Below are 18659 nucleotides of genomic sequence, written 5' to 3'. Positions count from 1 at the left end.
CACAGAGGGATGATCATGATCGACATGCACAGGAAAGTTGCCAAAGACATCGTCCACAAGGGCCACGATGACGATGTGCTGATTTACGACGCTCACCACTTGCTGCCGGCCTGGCTGCCGGCCGCCATCGTGCAACGGGCGAACCTTGATCCAATGGATCTGGAGATCGTCAATCAGGCCTATCGGCTCGACAGCGAGCGTCTGGTGCTGCGCTCGCTACCAACCATCATTGACCTGGAAGAGCTCGAACAGGCAGGCCTGTCGGACTGTCTGCCGGAACTGCTGACGAATTACGAAAAGGCCACCGACCACCTGATCCTCAGCGGCATCTGGGTGCTGGAAAGCACCGAGGCCAAACTGGCTCGACTGCCCGGTTGCGGCAACGGCCTGAGCCTCGATCAGCGCCGGCAGGTACATGATGTCCTGAAAAACCTGGACGGCTGCCCGCAGCAGGGTCTGCTCTATTTCGCCCTGTTCAACGACACCGCCAATTACTTTTTCTACCGCAAGCACCACGAGCACGTGCCCGGCCTGATGCTGATCGAAGCGGCACGCCAGGCGATGTACGCGCAGTTCTACGAGCACAGCGGTTATGCCCGCGGTGAGGTGTCGATTTCCATCGTTGATCTGCTGTCGAGTTTTCCCCGTTACACCGAGTCTTCGTTTCAGGTGGATGTGCTGGTTGGCGACTACGAAGGCATGGCCCAGCCACGCGCGCGCAAGGTCGACAAGCGTGCGCGATTCTTCCAGCGGGGCGAGCTGGTGGCCGACATTCGCCTGCACGGTGAAGTGATCAAGATGCCGGTGTTCAAGCGCATGCGCAATATCAACATCGACCCCGCCTGCTGGTTCCGTCCGCTCAAGGGCATCCGCCATGAAGTGCTGGTGCGCCTGGATTCCGGACGTCACCTCTCCGCCCGCCTTGAGTTGCTGTCGATGGCCGGTCTGCAAGTGCAATGCGACAGCCCGCTTGAGGCTTCCGAGCGCGGACACGTCTACCTGTACCTGGAAAACGAAGGGATGATCAGCCTGCCGTTGCAATCGCTGCACGCCAGCGACGCGACAAAGGCCGGCACGCTCAAACTGCACCTGGCAGAGCTGGATTCGCCGTTGCGCTTCAAGTGGCGCGAAGTGCTCAAACAGTTCGCTTACTTCTCCCACGAAGAAACCGCCCCGGTTCCGGCGCCCGTCCTCGGCCAACCGTTGTGGATGACCTTCGACCAAGCTTCGGCGATGCCCGAACAAAGGAAGGAAGCATGATGCCGCGCTATCCCCACGTGCTGGAGCCTCTACGGCTGGCCGGCGGGCTGGAGTTGCGCAATCGGCTGTTTTTCGCGTCGATGGGCGTCGACCTGGCCGATCACAGCGGATGCGTGACGCCCGCCATGATCGAGTTCTATCAGGGCATCATGGAGGGCGGCTGCTCCATAGCGTTTCTGTGCAACGCCACGGTCTCGCCGCAGTCGCGCCTGCAGAGCACCGGGCTCGGCCTGTTCGAACAGCAGCAGGGCGAATCGCTCAAGGCGATGTTCGCGATGGCCGATCAGGTCAATACGCCGGTGGGTGTGCAACTGCAGCATTACGGCGGTCAGGGCACCACCACCCACACCGGCGTTGCCGTGCTGACCCCGAGCGGCGTGCCCTGCCCGCGCGTGTCGAAACTTGATCCGGATTATCGCGTGCGGATCATGGACGAAAGCGACATCGCCCTGGTGATCGAGCAGTTCGCCCATTCCGCCTGGCTGGCCTGGACCAACGGCGCGCGTCTGGTGCAGTTGCAGGCGTCCAACGGCTACCTGCTGAGCAGTTTTCTTTCGCCGCACACCAACAAGCGCACTGACCGATATGGCGGCAGCGAAGAGAACCGTGCGCGACTGTTGCTCGACGTGGTCAAGGCCATCCGCGAGCGCACCCAGGGCCAACTGATCGTCACTATTCGTCTGGGCATCGACGACCGTCTGGGCGCTGAAGGGCTGCAATATCCGGACCTCAAGGAAACCGTGCAGGCGCTCTGTCAGGCCGGCGTTGCCGCGCTGGAATGTTCGATGTGCATGGGCGCGACCTTCGGCCAGTTGATCGTGCATTCGGAGACCATGGACCACTACCTGCAAGCCGGCGTGCGGGCGATCAAGTCAGTGTCGACAGTACCGGTGGGTTACGCCGGTTTCATCGACGGTCTGGACAAGGCCGAGCAGTTGCTCGCCGACGGCGTATGCGATTGGGTGGGGATGTCGCGGGCGCTGTTTGCCGACAACGACCTGATCAATAAAACCCTGCAGGGCCGCTCCGCCGACATCCACAAATGTCGATGGGACAGCCAGTGCTTCAGTGACAAAAGCAATCCGCGACTGGATCGGGTGTATTGCTGCGTAAACCCGAAATATTTACGCCCCGCGTTGGCATAAGGAGATGCGACATATGTACGATTTTCTGGGAAAAGTCTGCCTGGTCACCGGCGGCACCAGCGGCATTGGCGAAACCGTCAGCGAACGCCTGATCAAGGCCGGCGCCGATGTGATCGTGTTCGGCCGGGACGAGGAAAAAGGCGCGGCGCTGGCCGATCGGCTGGGTGAACACTGCCGCTTTATCGCCTGCGATGTCGGTGATCCGGCGCAGGTCGAGCAGGCGTTCGCGACCATTCGTTCGGCCTACGGCCGCCTCGATTGCGCGTTCAACAATGCCGGCGTGACCGCCAAATACGGAGCGCTCGCGCAATCGTGCCCGGAGGACTGGATGAAGGTGATGAACATCAACGTCAACGGCACCTACCACTGCATGCGCCATGAACTGCAACTGATGCTCACCCGCGGCACCGGGGCCATCGTCAATACCTCGTCCTGCGCCGGCGTGGTACCGATTGGCGGCCAGGTCGCCTATGTCGCCAGCAAGCAGGCGATCAACGGCATGACCCAGGTGGCGTCGATCGAAAATGCGCGACTGGAAGACGGCGGCTGCATTCGCGTCAATGCGGTCGCCCCGGGGCCGATCCTCGGCGGCATGAACAGCGAGGCACGCCTGAAAGCCGCACCGGAAAACACCCAGCGCAAAATCAACGTGACGTCGATGAAGCGCTTCGGCACGGCGGACGAAGTGGCCAACGCGGTGCTCTGGCTGCTCAGCGATCAATCTGCTTACGTCACGGGTGTGATCATGCCCATCGATGGGGGTTACGCCAGCGGCAAGTTCTGAAATCAAATAAACCAACGACCCGCCGTGTGCGGGTCGTTTTGTTTGAGGCGCGTGCATCAGGAAAAATGCCGAATCCGGTCTACATTGAAAAGCCACTACCCAAAGCGCAGGGATTCGCTTATCCTTTCGCTGTATATAAATACAGTAGTCGCTAAGACAACTAAATGTGAAGGCATGTGAGGTGGTGAATGGCCGTCGAAGTGGTATACCGCAGCAGCCGAGATCTGGAGCGCTTGTTCATGGATAAAGCCGAAGCTGACCGTCATGACAAAATGCTCGAACTGGCCGAGATGCTGTCCGAAGTGTTGCAAAAAGCCGTGCCGTCGCTGAACGAGCAACAGGTTGAAGAAGTCGGGATCTACATGGCGAAGAACCGCGATGTGTTCGCCAAGGCCTTCAAGAGCCAGCCTGATGCGCTGTCGGAGCTGATCAATGCACCGGCAGAAGTAGTCGAAAAAGACGCAGCGGCTGAGCCGGAAGAAGCTCCAGTGAAGCCGGTTAAAGCGGCGAAAGCTGCCAAGTAACCACGTTTGAATCGAAAAGATCGCAGCCTGCGGCAGCTCCTACAGGGAATACGCATTCCATATGTAGGAGCTGGCGCAGGCTGCGATCTTTTGCTTTTCAGCGATATAGGACTTTCTCTGCCAACTCATCCGCTACCCGCGCTGGCGAACGCTTCTCGGCCTGCGCATGGGCAAACACTTCGGTCAGCCGCGAACTGATCTTCGACAGGTGCGCAGTAATTGTCCCCAGCTCTTCACCGCGATGCTTGAGCGAGACATAAATCAACCCGCCCGCGTTGATCACATAATCCGGCGCATACAGAATCCCGCGCCGCTCCAGTTGATCGGCCACGTCCAGATGCGTCAGTTGATTGTTCGCCGAACCGGCCACCGCCGAGCAGCGCAATTGCGTCACCGTGTGACTGTTGAGCACCCCGCCGAGGCCGCACGGCGCAAGGATGTCGCAGGGTGTGCTGAGCAAGGCGTCGTTGGCGATCGGATGCGCGTTGAGCTGTTCCATCGCCAGTTGCACCTTGCCGTGGTCGATGTCGCTGACCAGCAATTCGGCGCCCGCCGCGTGTAGCTGCTCGGCCAGTGCATAACCGACGTTGCCCAAGCCCTGAATCGCCACGCGCAAGCCTTCAAGATTGTCGCTGCCCAGCCGCGCCATGGCGGTGGCGCGAATCCCGGTGAACACGCCCATCGCCGCATGCGGCGCCGGGTCGCCGGCCGAGGTGGTGCTGGTGACGTGCTGGGTCTGCTGGGCGATGCAATCCATGTCCGCTACCGAAGTGCCGCTGTCGATGGCGGTGATGTAGCGACCGTCGAGCTGCTCGATGCAGCGGCCAAACGCTTCGAACAACGCAGCGCGGTTTTCGACATGCGCCGGGCGCACAATCACCGCCACCCCGCCGCCCTGATCGAGCCCGGCCAGTGCCGCCTTGTAGCTCATGCCCTGGGCCAGGCGAATGGCGTCCTCGACTGCGGATTCGTCGTTGGGATAGGCAAGATAACGGCAACCGCCCAAGGCAGGCCCGAGGCGACTGTTATGAATGGCAATGACCGCCTTCAACCCGGTGACCGGGTCAACGCTGAGGTGCAGCGATTCCAGGCGAGTGCTTTGCATGAGAGCGAACATCGGCAGGCTCCCGAATCACTTCTGGTAGACGCCAGTATAGGCTTGCGCCCAAAAATTGCTGAAGCGCACCGGAATAAGCGCCCGCTTCGACGGCGACTTTGCGGCATAACCTGGCCGGTACTGGACGAATGGCGCGGACGGGGCTAAAACGAGGCATTCCCCGGAGATTTCGATGAGTCCGCGCCAACGCTTTTTCGAGTGTCTGCACCGTTCACCGCCCGCGCTGTTCGAAGCGGCGCTGTGGATGGCTGCCGAGCACGAAAAAGGCCTCGATGTAGAAGCGCTGCAACAGGACTTCAAGGAGCTGCAACAGCGCGTCAGCTACGGCTTGCCAATGCTGCCAGTCAGCGAACTGGCGCAACCGTTGCTGCGGCGGTTGAATGATCTGGGCTTCTCTCAGGACGATTTTCTGCCGCTACGCCCACAGGTCGCGTTGTTGCACAAAGTGTTGCAGACCCGCCGCGGCCAGCCGCTGACCCTGTCCCTGATTGCTCTGGAATTGGCCCGTGGTCTGGAGATTCCGCTGGTCGGGGTGAACTTCCCGGGGCATTTCCTGCTGCGGGTGCCCGGTGCTGATCACCTGCTGGATCCCTGCGGCGGTCGGCGGCTGTACCCCAATGACTGTCGCGAGTTGTTGCAACGTCAGTACGGCGCGCACCTCAAACTCAACGCTGACCATCTGGCCACCGCCAGCCCAGAGCAGATGCTCCAGCGCCTGTCACGCAACCTGCGGCAGTTGCATCTGGCCCATGAGGATTACATCGCCGCGCTGATCGATGCAGAGCGCGTGCTGGAACTGGGCGGTGCCAGCGCCGCCGATTATCTGGCCCGCGCCAGCCTGTATCAACGGCTCGACTGTCCGAACGCCGAGCGCTTCGATCTGGAACATGCGCTGCTGCTCAGCGACGATCCGATCCAGCGCCTGCGCCTGACTGAGCGGCTTGGGCACTTGCCACCGAATTCAGTCGTCCACTAATCCCTGTGTGGGAGCGAGCTTGCTCACAAAGCGTGGTGTCAGCGATGAATGCATCGAAGCCTGAATCGCCTTCGCGAGCAAGCCCGCTCCCACAGGGTTCAGCGTGAACCCATTCTTCTGCATCACAACGATCCCTTGTGGGAGCGTGGCTTGCCCGCGAAGCAGGCGCCACCGTTGTTCCTGTCAGACTGCGTTATCGTTCTTCGCGAGCAAGCTCGCTCCCACATTGGATTGCGGGATATCTGAAGGCGAGCGCACCTGGATGATCAGCAGCGCCGCAATAACCGCCGGAATCGCGCAGAAGAAGAAAATCTGCGTCACCGGAATGTGCATCGCCAGCAGCATGCTGCCGAACAACGGCCCGAGGATCGAACCGAAGCGCCCTACCCCCAACGCCCAGCCAGTGCCCGTGGCGCGTACATGCGCCGGGTAGAAGTTGCTGGCGAAGGCGTTCAGCGTCAGTTGCCCACCGATGATGCAGAACCCGGCGGCAAACACGCAGGCCACCAGATAGCGTGGATTGTCGTGGTTCAAACCCAGCAGAATCGTGCACAGCGCCGCCCCGGCCAACACCGCGCAGAGCAGCCGCACCTTGCGTTTCAAACGGTCGGCGAACCAGGCCATGCACACCGCGCCCAAGGTACCGGCGAACAGGAACATCGAGGTCACCAGATTCGCTTCATTGAGTTTCAGACCGCTTTCCAGCAACAGCGTCGGCAGCCAGCTGATCATGAAATACAGCAGAATCAGGCTGACAAAAAACGTCGCCCAGATCAGCAGCGTCGGGCGCGCATAACCGTTGCGGAACAGCTCGACCACGGTCAGCTTGCTGCCCTGCTCGCGCTCGTTCTGTTCGACGGTCGCGGCCGGCGGTTGCCAGTCCGGCAGCATTCGCGCGGTGACTTTGCGCAGGCGCACATAGGGCGGTGCATCGCGCAGCAGACGTGGCAGCGACTCCGGCAGCATCCACCACAGGAACGGGAACAGCAGCAACGGCGTGACACCACCGGCAAGGAACACCGCTTGCCAGCCAAAGCGGTCGATGAAGCCAGCGGCGACAAAACCACCCGCCGCACCGCCAAACGAAAACCCACAAGCGGCCAGCGTCACCATCAAGGTGCGCAGACGAGGCGGTGAATATTCTGACATCAAGGCCATGGCACTGGGCATCGCACCGCCCATGCCGATGCCGCAGATGAAGCGCGCGATCATCAAGGTGTTCAGAGAATCGGCGAACACCATCAACACCGTCAGGCTGGCGTAGATCAGCACGCAGGCGAGCAGGATTCGCCGCACGCCGAAGCGATCGGCCAGCGGCGTCACCGCGAGCGAGCCGAGCGTGAGGCCCAACAGGTTGGCGCTGAAAACCGGCCCGAACGCGGCTTTCTCCAGCCCCCAGTCCTGAGCCAGGGCCGGCACCACGTCACCGAGCACCTGGGCGTCATAGCCGTCGGTGACCAGCAGCAAGGCGAGCAGGATCAGCAGTAACCACTGATAGCGGGACACAGGACGGGCGTCGAGTGCCGCGCGAAAGCTGGCAATCTGGTTGTGCATCGCAAGGTACCTGTTTTGTTTTTATGATTTTTTTGGCGGGCGCCGAATCTCCCCTGTGGGAGCGGGCTTGCTCGCGAAAGCGGTGTATCAGTCAGCATCCCGGTACCTGACACTCCGCTTTCGCGAGCAAGCCCGCTCCCACATTGGGGCAAGGTGAAGCTTTAAGGGGTATCCGGCTGGTTAGCCGGATGCGCCTTGATGAACGCCGGATGCTCAGCCGCCAACGCCGCCACCCGACAAATCCGCGGATAAGCCTCCAGCGAAACACCGAAGCGCTCGGCCGCATACAACTGCGGAATCAGATAAACATCCGCCACACACGGCCACTCGCCGAAACAGAAACCGCTGTCACCGATCAATTGCTCGACGGCCGCCAGCCCCTGACTGATCCAGTGCGCGATCCACTCCACCACCTGCGGCTCTTCGTGGCCCAACTGGCGCAGGCGATTGAGCACGCTGACGTTATGCAGCGGATGCACATCGCAGCCGATCACCGCCGCCACACCGCGCACATGAGCACGGGCAGCGAGGTCTTCGGGCAGCAATGGCAGCTGTGGATAACGCTCTTCCAGGTACTCGATGATCGCCGGCGACTGAATCAGCAGCTCGCCGTCATCGGTGCGCAGGGCCGGCACCCGGCCCTGCGGATTAATCGCCAGATACGCCGGCTGGCGATGCTCACCTCCCGACGGCGCGATCAGATTGACCGGCAACGCGGTGTAGTCGAGCCCTTTCAGCGCCAACGCGATACGCACCCGATAAGACGAGGTCGAGCGGTAATAGGTGTAGAGATCCATGATCCGCTCCTGTCAGCGCGCCGCCAGCACTTTGCCGCGGCATTCGCCGAAGCCGATCGAGGCAAAACCGTCACGGGCGCAGCGCGCACGCAGAATGATTTCGTCGCCGTCTTCGAGGAATTTGCGCACTTCGCCGGAGGCCAGTTCGATCGGCTTTTTACCGCCCTCGGTGATTTCCAGCAGGCTGCCGAACTGACCGCTTTGCGGGCCGGACAAAGTCCCCGAACCGAACAGGTCACCGGCCTGCAACTGGCAGCCGTTGACGCTGTGGTGCGCGACCATTTGTGCGACGGTCCAGTACATGTAGCGAGTGTTGCTCAGGGTCAGGCGATGGGCCGGCAGATTCTGTTCGCGCATGGCTTCGGTGAGCAGCAGCACTTCCAGTTCGATGTCGAAGGCGCCGCCATCTTGATCACGTTTGTCGAACAGGTATGGCAGCGGCTGCGGATCACCTTCGGGGCGCGCAGGTTGCGCCATGCGGAATGGCTCCAGCGCTTCGGCGGTCACCACCCATGGTGAAACGCTGGTGATAAAACTCTTGGAGAGGAACGGGCCCAGCGGCTGGTATTCCCAGGCCTGGATATCGCGGGCCGACCAGTCGTTGAGCAGACAGAAACCGGCGATGTGTTCGGCGGCGTCACCGATGGCGATCGGCTCGCCCATTTCGTTGCCCTGACCGATCCAGATGCCCAGTTCCAGTTCGTAGTCCAGTCGTGCGCACGGGCCGAAGGTCGGCTCGCTCGCACCGGCCGGCAGGGTCTGGCCTTTCGGGCGGCGCACGTCGGTACCAGAAGCGCGCACGGTGGAAGCGCGACCGTGATAACCGATCGGCACGTGCTTGTAGTTGGGCAGCAGTGGGTTGTCCGGACGGAACAGTTTGCCGACGTTCTGCGCGTGCTCGATGCCGACGTAGAAGTCTGTGTAATCGCTGATGCGCGCCGGCAGGTGCATCTGACAATCGGCAGCCAGTGGCAGCAGTTTTGCGCCTTGGGCTTCGATGGCGCCGCGATGAGTGCTGCCCTCGCCGAACAATTCCAGCAAGCGGCTGCGCAAGGCTACGCGGGCTTCACGACCGAGGTCGAAGAACGCATTCAGCACACCACCGTGCATGGCTTCGACCGCGCTGCGTGCCGGGCCGTCGAACAGGCCGGCTTCAAGCGCCACCTGCAGATCGAAAATATGTTCACCGATCGCCACGCCCGCGCGCGGCGCCGAGCCGCCAGTGCTGAACACGCCCAGCGGCAGGTTCTGCAGCGGGAAATCCGCGTGGCCATTGGCCGAAGCAACCCAGCTGCGGGTGATGGAAGTCTGAGTCATGGGTTATCTCCGGGTCGGGTCGAACGTGGCGGGCAGCGTGGCCCAGCAGGCGTCGTATGTGGATTGCAGTTGCGGGCAGTCGAGGGCGAAGCGGCTTGGGCGCAGCACCTGACTGGTCTCGAACATGAAGGCCATGGTGTTATCGATCTTCGCCGGTTTGAGTTCCGCGTTGATCGCTTTGGTGCAGGTTTCGCCATCCGGGCCGTGGGCGCTCATGCAGCTGTGCAGCGAGGCACCGCCGGGCACGAACCCTTCAGCCTTGGCGTCGTATTCGCCCTGGATCAGGCCCATGAATTCGTTCATCAGGTTGCGATGGAACCACGGCGGACGGAAGGTGTTCTCGGCGACCATCCAGCGTGGCGGGAAGATCACGAAGTCGAGGTTGGCCAGACCGTGCACGCTGGTCGGCGAGGTCAGCACGGTGAAGATCGACGGATCCGGGTGATCGAAGCTCACGGTGCCGATGGTGTTGAAACGGCGCAGATCATATTTGTACGGCACGTTGTTGCCGTGCCAGGCGACCACGTTCAGCGGCGAATGATCGAGCTCGGTGCCCCACAACTGGCCGAGGAATTTCTGCACCAGCGTGGTTGGCTGCTGCAGGTTTTCGTAACACGCGACCGGCGCGAGGAAATCCCGTGGATTGGCCAGGCCGTTGCTGCCGATTGGCCCCAGGTCCGGCAGGCGCAGCGGCGCGCCGTGGTTCTCGGCAACGTAACCGCGCGCCTGCGGATCAAGCAGCTCGACGCGGAATTTCAGGCCACGCGGCAGCACAGCAATTTCCAGCGGCGCGACTTCGAGCACGCCGAGTTCAGTGACAATTCGCAGCCGCCCCAGTTGCGGCACCAGCAGCAGTTCGCCGTCGGCGTTGTAGAACACCCGCTCCATCGAGCGATTCGCGCAATAGTTATAGATGCTGATGCCGGCTGGTTTTTCCGCCGCCGAATTGGCGACCATGCCGACCAGACCGTCGATGAAATCAGTCGGCTCGGCCGGGATATCCAGAGGATTCCAGCGCAGGCGATTGGGCGTCACTTCACCCAACGGGCCGCCGGCCAGTTGCCGCTCCAGTTTGACGAACGCCGGGTGATTGGCCGACGGCTGAATCCGGTACATCCAGGTACGCCGGGCTTCACTGCGGGTCATGGTAAACGCAGTGCCGGAGAGCAATTCGGTATAGAGGCCGTACGGGGCTTTTTGCGGGGAGTTCTGGCCGATGGGCAAGGCGCCGGGCAACGCTTCACTGCTGAATTCGTTGCCGAAACCGGACTGGTACGTCAGCTCCGACGCGTTTGAATCGAGGTTCATGGAGCCTCCTGAACAGGGAGTCGGCAGTGGCCCATCGCTCTGGCTCAGAGCTTTGCGCACGCCGGGGTTGTTATTATCGTAATTCGATTACGCATAACGTAATTTGCTCGCTATCCAGCGTCAAGCTATAAAGACGCCCATTCGTTTTCGGATCCCGGCCGCACCATGGAAAAAACCAGCGACAGCAACGGCAAACAGAAAGTCCGCTCCGCCGAGGTCGGCACCGACATCCTCAAGGCGTTGGCCGAGTTGTCGCCCTCTACCTCACTGTCGCGTCTGGCCGAACATGTGCAGATGCCCGCGAGCAAGGTGCACCGTTATCTTCAGGCACTGATCGCCAGCGGTTTTGCCGAGCAGAATGCCGCCACCAACCACTACGGCCTCGGCCGTGAAGCGTTGCGTGTAGGCTTGGCAGCCCTGAACAGTATGGACGTGCTGAAAGTCGCCGCCCTGCCCCTGTCTGAGCTGCGCGACGAATTGAATGAAACCTGCTTTCTGGCGGTGTGGGGCAATCAGGGCGCGACCGTAGTGCACATCGAGCCGGCAGTGCGCGCGGTGACGGTGGTGACTCAGTTGGGTTCGGTTTTGCCGCTGCTTAGTTCGTCCACCGGGCTGGTGTTCAGTGCCTTTCTGCCGCATCGGGAAACCGATGAGTTGCGCGCGCAGGAAATCGCCGTCGCCGGCCATCCACTGGCCGATCAAAATGCCTACAGCGGTTTGTGCGAGCAGATCCGCGAACGCGGTCTGCATCATGTGCACGGCTTGTTGATGCCAGGTGTGGACGCGTTGTCAGCCCCGGTGTTCAACGCAGTCGGGCAGATCGCCGCGGTGCTGACCATCGTCGGCCCGACTTCACTGTTCCACGCTGATGAAGACGGCCCGGCGGCGCAGCGGTTACTGGCGGCGTCGCGGGCCGTGAGCTGGCGAATGGGGTATGAGCAAGCCGGTTGAGTCAGGCGATCTCCAGGCGCCAGCCCGGGGATCAGCGCACGATGGTCTGGCTGATGCTGGTTGCCCGATCCTTCATCAATTCAGTGAAGAAATCGATCAACTGTTGATCTGCCGCTTTATGACCCGCCGCCTCGGCGACGAATTGCGCCGCCGACCGTGCATCATCGACCAGACCGAGAAACGATCGTTGAACGTTGGTCACCTGCTTGATCACCTCTGCGCTCGCACCGGCTGTGGCCGCCTGGCCGAGCGTAAATAGTCCGATCAACGCGTCCGCGCCGTATCCCAGTGCCGCCGAGTAGTCACCGCGCCGTTGCGCCTGTGCTCCGTCGTAGACACTTTTCATCATCTGCACCGCAACGGCCACGGAGCCAATAGGCGGCACGGCGAGACTGATGACATTCACCACTTTGATCAGGCCATCGTAAACCAGTCCCGCGATAACCTCCTTCAGACTGGTGGTTCGCTCATCGATATCGCTCAATGCGCGACGCACTCTCCGATCATGGAACGTGAAGAGGTTGTTCAACTTGGCGCGTTCTTGCGTCTTGACCGGAGGCAGGGGTTTCCCGCTTGCGGCAAGATCGTCAAAATAATCATTGATTACTTTTTGATCGACGATTGCAACCCGGTCAAAGTAGTAATCGCGCATCGGTCCATATTGGAAACGAATCGATGGAATGAAATCGTTGATGGGTCGATAGGCAACGCCATCCGGCGCATCGGGCGTATATAACCAGTCGTGGAACTGGCCGAGAATGTTCATCCGCAGGATGTAGACACCCGCAACCGTACGATCCCTCGACTTGGTCAAGCCTGTTTTCCCGATATTGAATTCGTAAAGACCTTCATCACCTTCTGCGGACGAATCATTGATCGGGTAGTGATAGACATCCTCTTTCAAATTCCCGACAACCCGTTGTAGCGCTAAAAAAATGTCAGACCCAAACCTGCCATCGATGTAGTTGGAGAGCAGATCGTAATGCATCTGACAGCGAATTTTTTTTGCGTGAACGGCGCGCTTGAATGCATAGCCAGGATGCTTCCCGTCCAGATAGTCGGTATTGAGCATTTCCGTATACCTGTCGCCAGGACGGAATGTTTTCGATAACGAGGACAGATCGCGAATATCCAGCTGATCGACTGCCGGATGGCCACCCGTCAAAAAATACCTCGGGTCATACTTGCTCGGATATGCCGGATTGGCAGCTTCAAACGACAGCCCTTCGATGAGCAGATCCGTTACGCTTTTCTGAAAATCGTCAGTCTGGACAATAATCTGATCCGGACTGATCTCGACATTTCGTCCTCGCGAACGCAACAGGCTTTCAAGGTTCTGCTTTACCGCATCATGGGTAAAGCGTTCGAAAGAAGGGAACGCATTGTCCCTTGCCTCTACGGTGGAGAGCGCTTTCAGTTCGGTATTCAATCGAGCGTAACGTTTGCGCGGCTCAATCCCGAGGTAGCGGTAAGGCGCAGGCGCAATGGTCTTGTGTAACGCCAGTTCAGACTGATAAGCGACTTTGACGTCATTGAGCAACGGCGCTGTGCCATTGGGGAAAAGGTCCGGGTATTGGGTATCCAGCTTATATAGATAATGGGTGGAGTGACGGCTGGCACCGCGCAACGATCCGGCATCGTGCAAATAGTCCGGATGAATCAATGACGCCGCGTATTGACGATCAGCGGTCATGGCCGATTCAAACCATTTGTTCAGAGCGAATGCATCCGCAAACGTCATGAAAACAGACTTGCCTGCAGGTGTTATCAGATAAACAAGATAGTTCCGAGTCTCCGGTGCCTGAAAAACCATCACACCTTTCAAGGCGGGCCCCGGGATCTGCAGGCTCAGTTTCAATCCGCGGATAGACACCGACGAGTCACCTGCCAGCGCCCTTTCGATTACCTTCGCTTCGGTTTCACTGAAGACGCCCGAATGGCGCGCAACGAAAAGCGCGAACTCGATGTTGCTGTGCAAGTGGTCGCGATACGCCTGTGCAAACTCCGGCGATGGATCAGCCGGAAGACTGGATACAAACTGCGAGCGCACGTTGATGTTGTTCAACCATTGCTCAAGTGCAGCAGCGGACAGCTTGCTGCCGGGCGGCATCCCGGTGAGGCTGATTTCGGCTTTATACCCCTCGTCATGCAGACCGAAGATGATGAATTCCGTCAGGGTCCGGTTATCGACCTGCTCTAGGGTGCGGCCCCCCAGTTGCATCTTGTGGACGCTGCGCACCTTTATCGTCTCGGCTTCCAGTTGCTCACCCAACGCGCTCATCGCCCACTCGGAAAAACAACGCAAGACATAATCTTTAAACGAGAAACACCTGTCGAAAACCACCCGGTAGTCAGAGTGATATTTCTCCATCGAGTGCTCAAGCTCGACGTAACGCTGCTGAAGAGTGTTACCACCGTTCTTCAGCCAGAGTGGCCATTCGGTCCGCTTGAGTTCTGCCTGCACTTGATCGAATCGACGACCGATGTCAGCACGCATCACCGACAACATCTGATTGTCCTGCAATACCCGGCTGAACGCTCGAGTCTGGCCCTTGCGATCGCGCATCAGACTTGCAAGCGTCTCAAGTTGTCCCTTCAAGTAAGCGTCGACACAATGAGCAGACACACTTTGCGTGGCTTTAGGGAAAGCGATTTTGCTACCGGACGCCGATACACGCGCCAGCAGCGTTGCATGCACGTCGAGATTCCTGACGAAGTATTCAAAACCGTTGCCTGGCGTGTGAGTGACATAACCGGTGGGCTCATTGAGCAGTTTCATTTGCGGATCCGCCCGCATCGCATTATCGAGGACAAACCCCGGAACAAGCGAAGTGCGAGAGTCGGATTCAGGACTCACCACAACGTTATAAGCGCCGGCGCCGTTTTCCAGATTCAACAAATAGCAATAGCGCGTCGCCATGCCGTGATCCAGAAATCCCGCCATGGCTTTTAAAGAAAGCTCCGCTGTCAGCACAACGTTATAAGCCTGCTGCAAGGCCTGTTTATTTGTCAGCCCGGTCTTTTCAGTTGTTGCGACTTTTACGGGTGCCGCCCAATACTTGGCCATCTCCGAACGCAGGCTGCTTTCCAGATTTCGCAGCGTATAAGTAATAACCTCCTCAGCCTCGATAATACTGAAGCCTTTGACTCTCATCTGTTCGCCAACGGTATCGGGCAGGTGAAAGACACCGTCCCCGCCGCCAGCCAGATAGCTCGGCAGCACATTATTATCAAGACAATGAAGCAATACCTCAGAGAGTTTCCCCGAAGGACGACGTTCAATCTCATTGGACTGATCGGTGATATTGATATAAACATTATCAATATCGATATTCTTCTGCCGCTGCTGCAATTCTTGCTGCAATGCCTGCCGAGCAATCTGCCGAACTGTCGGGATCGCCTCAACAATAGCGAACAAATCATTCTGCGCGGCAGCGGCCTTTACCCACTCAGCCCTCCAGGTTACTTCTGCACCTTCAGAACCTCGCATCAAACTTTTGTATAACTTATCCATATTCAAGTCCTATCCTTCAAGTTCAGTGAACACAACCCCGCATCACTGCGATAGCGAAAGATAGTTTTATTTTTAACAAACAAGAAGCGCCAGTTCATTTCAACAAATATAGATTACAAGGTATTAACCGAAACAAAAAAAACCACCTGTGAAAAATGACAAATTCACAGACAAATAATCCGCACAAAACTTTATACAAAGTCACTAACTCAGCCATCCATAATAGACAGCGAAGCGTTATTTCCGGACGCGAGCACTTTGCGCAGTCCGTGCACAGTCCTGTGGCGCGATCAAGACTGTTGCACGCCCCGTAACAGTGCATGTCCGGAATCGCTATTTTTCCTTCGGGTTCAAGTGCTTATTCTGAGCGGGCTTTCAGGCAGACGCCGCAAAGCACCAAGCCTTGGCTGCTGAGCAACTCGCGCCAGCGCTGACCGATTTCAGATGAGTCGATGCTTCGATTGATCGCCCCGGTGTTCACTGACGTTGATTTGTAGCTCCTTGATCCAACGTCTTACCTTGGCCGCTGCGTTTGCAGCGGCCTTTTTTATGGGCGAAGGCTTTACCGGCGGGATCGGTATTTGCGGGGCGTGGCAAACGTTACAGCGAATACTTCTGCAAATTCGCCATCATTTCCTTCAGCGCTTCAATGTTGTCCTTCGGATGCGCCGCGCCTTCGAAATCGCAGATCTGCTGCCAGTGCGCCGCGACATCTTCCGGGGAGAAGCCGCTGCGGGGATCGAAGCCAGCACCGAGGCTGCGTTCCCAGCGCACCTTGCCCATCCAGCCACCACCGACTTCATACAGGCCGGAGGTTTCCTGGCACTGTTCACTGGCCAGGTACACCACCAGCGGGCTGACCAGCTCCGGTTTGAGCTGTTCGAACACTTGCGGCGGGATCAGGCCTTCGGTCATGCGCGTGCCGCCGGTAGGGGCGATGGCGTTGACTAGGATGTTGTTTTTGCGACCTTCGATGGCCAGGGTCCGGGTCAGGCCGTAGAGGCCGAGTTTGGCCATGCCGTAGTTGGACTGGCCGAAGTTGCCGTAGATGCCCGAGGTCGAGGCGGTGAAGATCACCCTCCCGTAGTTTTGCTCGCGCAGGTGCGGCCACGCGGCGCGGGTCACTTTGTAGGCGCCTTCGACGTGGACGCGGTAAACCAGATCCCAGTCGGCGTCGTCCATCTTGTGAAAGGTCTTGTCGCGCAGAATCCCGGCGTTGTTCACCACCACGTCGACGCGGCCAAACGCATCGAGAGCGTTCTGTACCAGTTTGTCGCCGTCGGTGACCGAGTCATGGTTGGCCTCGGCGATGCCGCCGGCTTCGCGAATCTCCGCCACCACACGATCGGCGGCGGAGGCGTTGGCCCCTTCGCCCTGAGTCGAGCCGCCGAGGTCGTTGACCAGCACTTTGGCACCGTGCCGGGCGAACAGCAAAGCGTGCGCTCGCCCCAGGCCACCACCGGCGCCGGTGACGATCACGACTTTATCTTCGAAACGTACGGACTCATTCATCGCAGGAACTCCAGTAGGCCAGTAATGAGTCCGAGTGTCAGGCACAGGGCTTTGGGTCACAACGAATACGGCTGAGGCTGAATGGTGCGCGATAAGGGTGAGGGATGATGAGGGCGTCAAAAGATCAAAAGATCGCAGCCTGCGGCAGCTCCTACAGAAGATCGGTGTAGGAGCTGCCGCAGGCTGCGATCTTTTGATCTTTCAGGAGCACGCGACCTTGCGCGGCGGCAACTCCAGGCGCTCACGAAACGCCAGGTAATGCTTGAGCACCTGCACCGGCGCTTCGATCTGCGGATAGTGGCCGATACCTGACAGTAGCACCGTATCGGCGTCGGCAATCAGTTCGCGGTAACGTTCGACCATGTGCGCACCGGAAACCGGGTCAACTTCGCCATCAATCACCCGTAGCGGGATTTCATCACGCTGCATGGCCGCCACCCAGCGGTCGCGCTGCACACGGCGCTCGGGGATGTAGCCGATCAGTTTGTGCAGGATGCGCGGCCCGCGATGGGTCTCGATCAGACTCCAGAAATCATCCAGTTCACTTTCGCTGGGGCCGGTCTGCGGGCCGAAGATCTGGCGGAAACTTTTCACCAGTGCATCACGGCTGAACGCCCGTCCGATCATCCAGCCCAGCGGGCTGAGCAGCAGCTTTTGCATCAGCACAGGACGATGGGTTTCGGGGAACAGCCCGCCATTGAGAAAGACGCAACTGGCGACCTCGATCCGGTTTTCGTAATGCCGGGCGAGCAATTCCTGGGCAACGCTGTCGCCGTAATCGTGGGCCAGCACATGCACCGCTTGCTCGACCTGAAGATGCGCCAGCAGCGCCTGTTGCAAGTCGGCCTGTTCCAGCAGGCTGTAGCGGTGGTTCAACGGTTTGGCCGAGTCACCGAAACCGAGCATGTCACAGGCGATCACCCGGTAGCGCTGGGCCAGAGGCTGCCACAGGTAGTGCCAGTCCCAACTGGCCGTCGGGAAACCGTGGATCAGCAGCAGCGGCTCACCCTGCCCCGCCGTCCAGTAACGGATCGACTGGCCGCGGAAGACAAACGTCCGGCTGCGTTTGCGCCAGACACACAGAGGAATCTCGGCAAGAGGCATCAGAGTTTATATCCGGGGTCTTGTTTATCGAGTTTGCGCAGCAGCGCCGGCCAAGCCAGCGCGCCGCCCATGCCTTGAGCACTTTTGGTGACGCCGGCGATCATCGCTTTGGCGCCCGCCAGGATCTGCGGTTCGATGGCGATCAGTTCAGCAGCGCCGGTTTGCGCCATGACCTGAATGTCGCAGGCGCGCTGGAAGGTGAACATCATCAGAAAGGTGTCGGCGATGGTACCGCCGCAGGTCAGCAACCCGTGGTTGTGCAGCATCAGGAAATTGTTCTCGCCAAGGTCCGCCTGCAAGCGCGCCTTCTCTTCGTGATTCAGCGCCACGCCTTCATAGGCGTGATAGGCCAGGCTCGACAGCACGAACAGCGATTGCTGGCTGATCGGCAACACACCCTGTTTTTGCGCTGAAACGGCCACACCTGAGGCGGTGTGGGTGTGCAGCACGCAAACCACATCGTGCCGCACTTCGTGCACGGCGCTGTGGATGGTGTACCCGGCAGGATTGATGTCGTAGGGACTGTCCATGAGCTTGTGGCCGGCCTGATCGACTTTGACCAGGCTCGACGCGGTGATCTCATGGAACATCAACCCGAACGGGTTGATCAGGAAGTCTTCGGTGCCCGGGACCTTGGCCGAGATGTGGGTGAAGATCAGGTCATCCCAGCCATGTAGCGCAACCAGCCGATAACAGGCGGCGAGATCGACCCGGGTCTGCCATTCCGCGGCACTGACCTGGTCTTTGACATCAAGGGATATTTGGACGGGGGCTACGCTCACTGTATGCACCTCTG

At 59.5% G+C, this 18659-nt stretch carries 14 protein-coding genes and 1 pseudogene; 6 read left to right on the top strand and 9 right to left on the bottom strand.

The window, feature by feature from the left end; translation table 11 throughout:
• Positions 1 to 15 precede the first annotated feature (15 nt).
• From KCG87_RS22690 to KCG87_RS22675, 4 genes and pseudogenes are all read left to right on the top strand, one after another.
• Entirely contained in the window at positions 16 to 1260 is a 1245-nt protein-coding gene (locus KCG87_RS22690; protein ID WP_210558920.1) for an AfsA-related hotdog domain-containing protein, read from the top strand.
• On the top strand, positions 1257 to 2405 hold the full coding sequence (locus tag KCG87_RS22685; RefSeq protein WP_210558919.1) for an NADH:flavin oxidoreductase: 1149 nt from the start codon (positions 1257 to 1259) through the stop codon (positions 2403 to 2405). Before KCG87_RS22690 ends, KCG87_RS22685 begins: the two co-directional genes overlap by 4 nt.
• 13 nt (positions 2406 to 2418) lie before the next feature.
• Positions 2419 to 3189 carry an SDR family NAD(P)-dependent oxidoreductase gene (locus KCG87_RS22680; RefSeq protein ID WP_135294985.1) on the top strand — a complete coding sequence of 257 codons (771 nt, stop codon included), beginning with the start codon at positions 2419 to 2421 and terminating at the stop codon, positions 3187 to 3189.
• Positions 3190 to 3377: 188 nt separating this feature from the next.
• Positions 3378 to 3617 (top strand): annotated as a pseudogene (locus KCG87_RS22675) (YebG family protein); the annotation flags it as partial.
• A 193-nt stretch (positions 3618 to 3810) separates the two neighbouring features.
• Here the strand turns inward: KCG87_RS22675 and KCG87_RS22670 are convergent.
• Positions 3811 to 4830, bottom strand: coding sequence for a Glu/Leu/Phe/Val dehydrogenase dimerization domain-containing protein (locus KCG87_RS22670; protein WP_047597781.1), 1020 nt, complete (start codon positions 4828 to 4830; stop codon positions 3811 to 3813).
• A 172-nt stretch (positions 4831 to 5002) separates the two neighbouring features.
• Between KCG87_RS22670 and KCG87_RS22665 the strand changes: the two genes are divergently transcribed.
• Positions 5003 to 5806 carry a transglutaminase family protein gene (locus KCG87_RS22665; RefSeq protein WP_027610885.1) on the top strand — a complete coding sequence of 268 codons (804 nt, stop codon included), beginning with the start codon at positions 5003 to 5005 and terminating at the stop codon, positions 5804 to 5806.
• A 183-nt stretch (positions 5807 to 5989) separates the two neighbouring features.
• Here the strand turns inward: KCG87_RS22665 and KCG87_RS22660 are convergent, their stop codons facing one another.
• The 4 genes from KCG87_RS22660 to hmgA form a co-directional block, all read right to left on the bottom strand.
• A complete protein-coding gene (locus KCG87_RS22660) occupies positions 5990 to 7360 on the bottom strand; it encodes an aromatic acid/H+ symport family MFS transporter (RefSeq protein ID WP_210558918.1) in 1371 nt (456 codons plus the stop codon).
• A 161-nt stretch (positions 7361 to 7521) separates the two neighbouring features.
• A complete protein-coding gene (gene maiA / locus KCG87_RS22655; RefSeq protein WP_210558917.1) occupies positions 7522 to 8157 on the bottom strand; it encodes a maleylacetoacetate isomerase in 636 nt (211 codons plus the stop codon).
• Between the two features lie 12 nt (positions 8158 to 8169).
• Complete coding sequence (gene fahA / locus KCG87_RS22650) at positions 8170 to 9474, bottom strand: fumarylacetoacetase (RefSeq protein ID WP_210558916.1); 1305 nt, start codon at positions 9472 to 9474, stop codon at positions 8170 to 8172.
• Positions 9475 to 9477: 3 nt separating this feature from the next.
• Complete coding sequence (hmgA, locus tag KCG87_RS22645) at positions 9478 to 10782, bottom strand: homogentisate 1,2-dioxygenase (RefSeq protein ID WP_210558915.1); 1305 nt, start codon at positions 10780 to 10782, stop codon at positions 9478 to 9480.
• Between the two features lie 165 nt (positions 10783 to 10947).
• Here hmgA and KCG87_RS22640 point away from each other — a divergent pair, with 165 nt between their 5' ends.
• Positions 10948 to 11733 (top strand): IclR family transcriptional regulator, encoded by a 786-nt coding sequence (locus tag KCG87_RS22640; RefSeq protein WP_097090409.1) that lies wholly within the window; start codon positions 10948 to 10950, stop codon positions 11731 to 11733.
• A gap of 31 nt (positions 11734 to 11764) precedes the next feature.
• Here the strand turns inward: KCG87_RS22640 and KCG87_RS22635 are convergent, their stop codons facing one another.
• The 4 genes from KCG87_RS22635 to KCG87_RS22620 form a co-directional block, all read right to left on the bottom strand.
• Positions 11765 to 15247: a DUF6543 domain-containing protein gene (locus tag KCG87_RS22635; protein ID WP_210558914.1), complete on the bottom strand. Its 3483-nt coding sequence runs from the start codon at positions 15245 to 15247 to the stop codon at positions 11765 to 11767.
• A 600-nt stretch (positions 15248 to 15847) separates the two neighbouring features.
• Positions 15848 to 16759, bottom strand: coding sequence for an SDR family oxidoreductase (locus KCG87_RS22630; protein ID WP_210558913.1), 912 nt, complete (start codon positions 16757 to 16759; stop codon positions 15848 to 15850).
• A 201-nt stretch (positions 16760 to 16960) separates the two neighbouring features.
• Positions 16961 to 17863 carry an alpha/beta hydrolase gene (locus KCG87_RS22625; protein ID WP_134785456.1) on the bottom strand — a complete coding sequence of 301 codons (903 nt, stop codon included), beginning with the start codon at positions 17861 to 17863 and terminating at the stop codon, positions 16961 to 16963.
• The gene (locus KCG87_RS22620; RefSeq protein WP_210558912.1) at positions 17863 to 18645 is read right to left on the bottom strand and encodes a class II aldolase/adducin family protein; all 783 of its coding nucleotides are present in this window, start codon (positions 18643 to 18645) and stop codon (positions 17863 to 17865) included. The genes KCG87_RS22625 and KCG87_RS22620 overlap by 1 nt, the downstream gene beginning before the upstream one ends.
• Positions 18646 to 18659 lie beyond the last annotated feature (14 nt).

The sequence above is a fragment of the Pseudomonas sp. MWU347 genome (assembly GCF_017947305.1).
Lineage (GTDB): Bacteria > Pseudomonadota > Gammaproteobacteria > Pseudomonadales > Pseudomonadaceae > Aquipseudomonas > Aquipseudomonas putida_A.
The sequence above is the reverse complement of the archived record's forward strand: the minus strand, read 5'-3'. Positions and strand labels throughout refer to the sequence as shown.

Bases quoted from the DNA above. Each gene is read 5' to 3' on its own strand.
- KCG87_RS22690 (WP_210558920.1), top strand. From the start codon at position 16: ATGATCGACATGCACAGGAAAGTTGCCAAAGACATCGTCCACAAGGGC.
- KCG87_RS22685 (WP_210558919.1), top strand. From the start codon at position 1,257: ATGATGCCGCGCTATCCCCACGTGCTGGAGCCTCTACGGCTGGCCGGC.
- KCG87_RS22680 (WP_135294985.1), top strand. From the start codon at position 2,419: ATGTACGATTTTCTGGGAAAAGTCTGCCTGGTCACCGGCGGCACCAGC.
- KCG87_RS22670 (WP_047597781.1), bottom strand. From the start codon at position 4,830: ATGTTCGCTCTCATGCAAAGCACTCGCCTGGAATCGCTGCACCTCAGC.
- KCG87_RS22665 (WP_027610885.1), top strand. From the start codon at position 5,003: ATGAGTCCGCGCCAACGCTTTTTCGAGTGTCTGCACCGTTCACCGCCC.
- KCG87_RS22660 (WP_210558918.1), bottom strand. From the start codon at position 7,360: ATGCACAACCAGATTGCCAGCTTTCGCGCGGCACTCGACGCCCGTCCT.
- maiA (WP_210558917.1), bottom strand. From the start codon at position 8,157: ATGGATCTCTACACCTATTACCGCTCGACCTCGTCTTATCGGGTGCGT.
- fahA (WP_210558916.1), bottom strand. From the start codon at position 9,474: ATGACTCAGACTTCCATCACCCGCAGCTGGGTTGCTTCGGCCAATGGC.
- hmgA (WP_210558915.1), bottom strand. From the start codon at position 10,782: ATGAACCTCGATTCAAACGCGTCGGAGCTGACGTACCAGTCCGGTTTC.
- KCG87_RS22640 (WP_097090409.1), top strand. From the start codon at position 10,948: ATGGAAAAAACCAGCGACAGCAACGGCAAACAGAAAGTCCGCTCCGCC.
- KCG87_RS22635 (WP_210558914.1), bottom strand. From the start codon at position 15,247: ATGGATAAGTTATACAAAAGTTTGATGCGAGGTTCTGAAGGTGCAGAA.
- KCG87_RS22630 (WP_210558913.1), bottom strand. From the start codon at position 16,759: ATGAATGAGTCCGTACGTTTCGAAGATAAAGTCGTGATCGTCACCGGC.
- KCG87_RS22625 (WP_134785456.1), bottom strand. From the start codon at position 17,863: ATGCCTCTTGCCGAGATTCCTCTGTGTGTCTGGCGCAAACGCAGCCGG.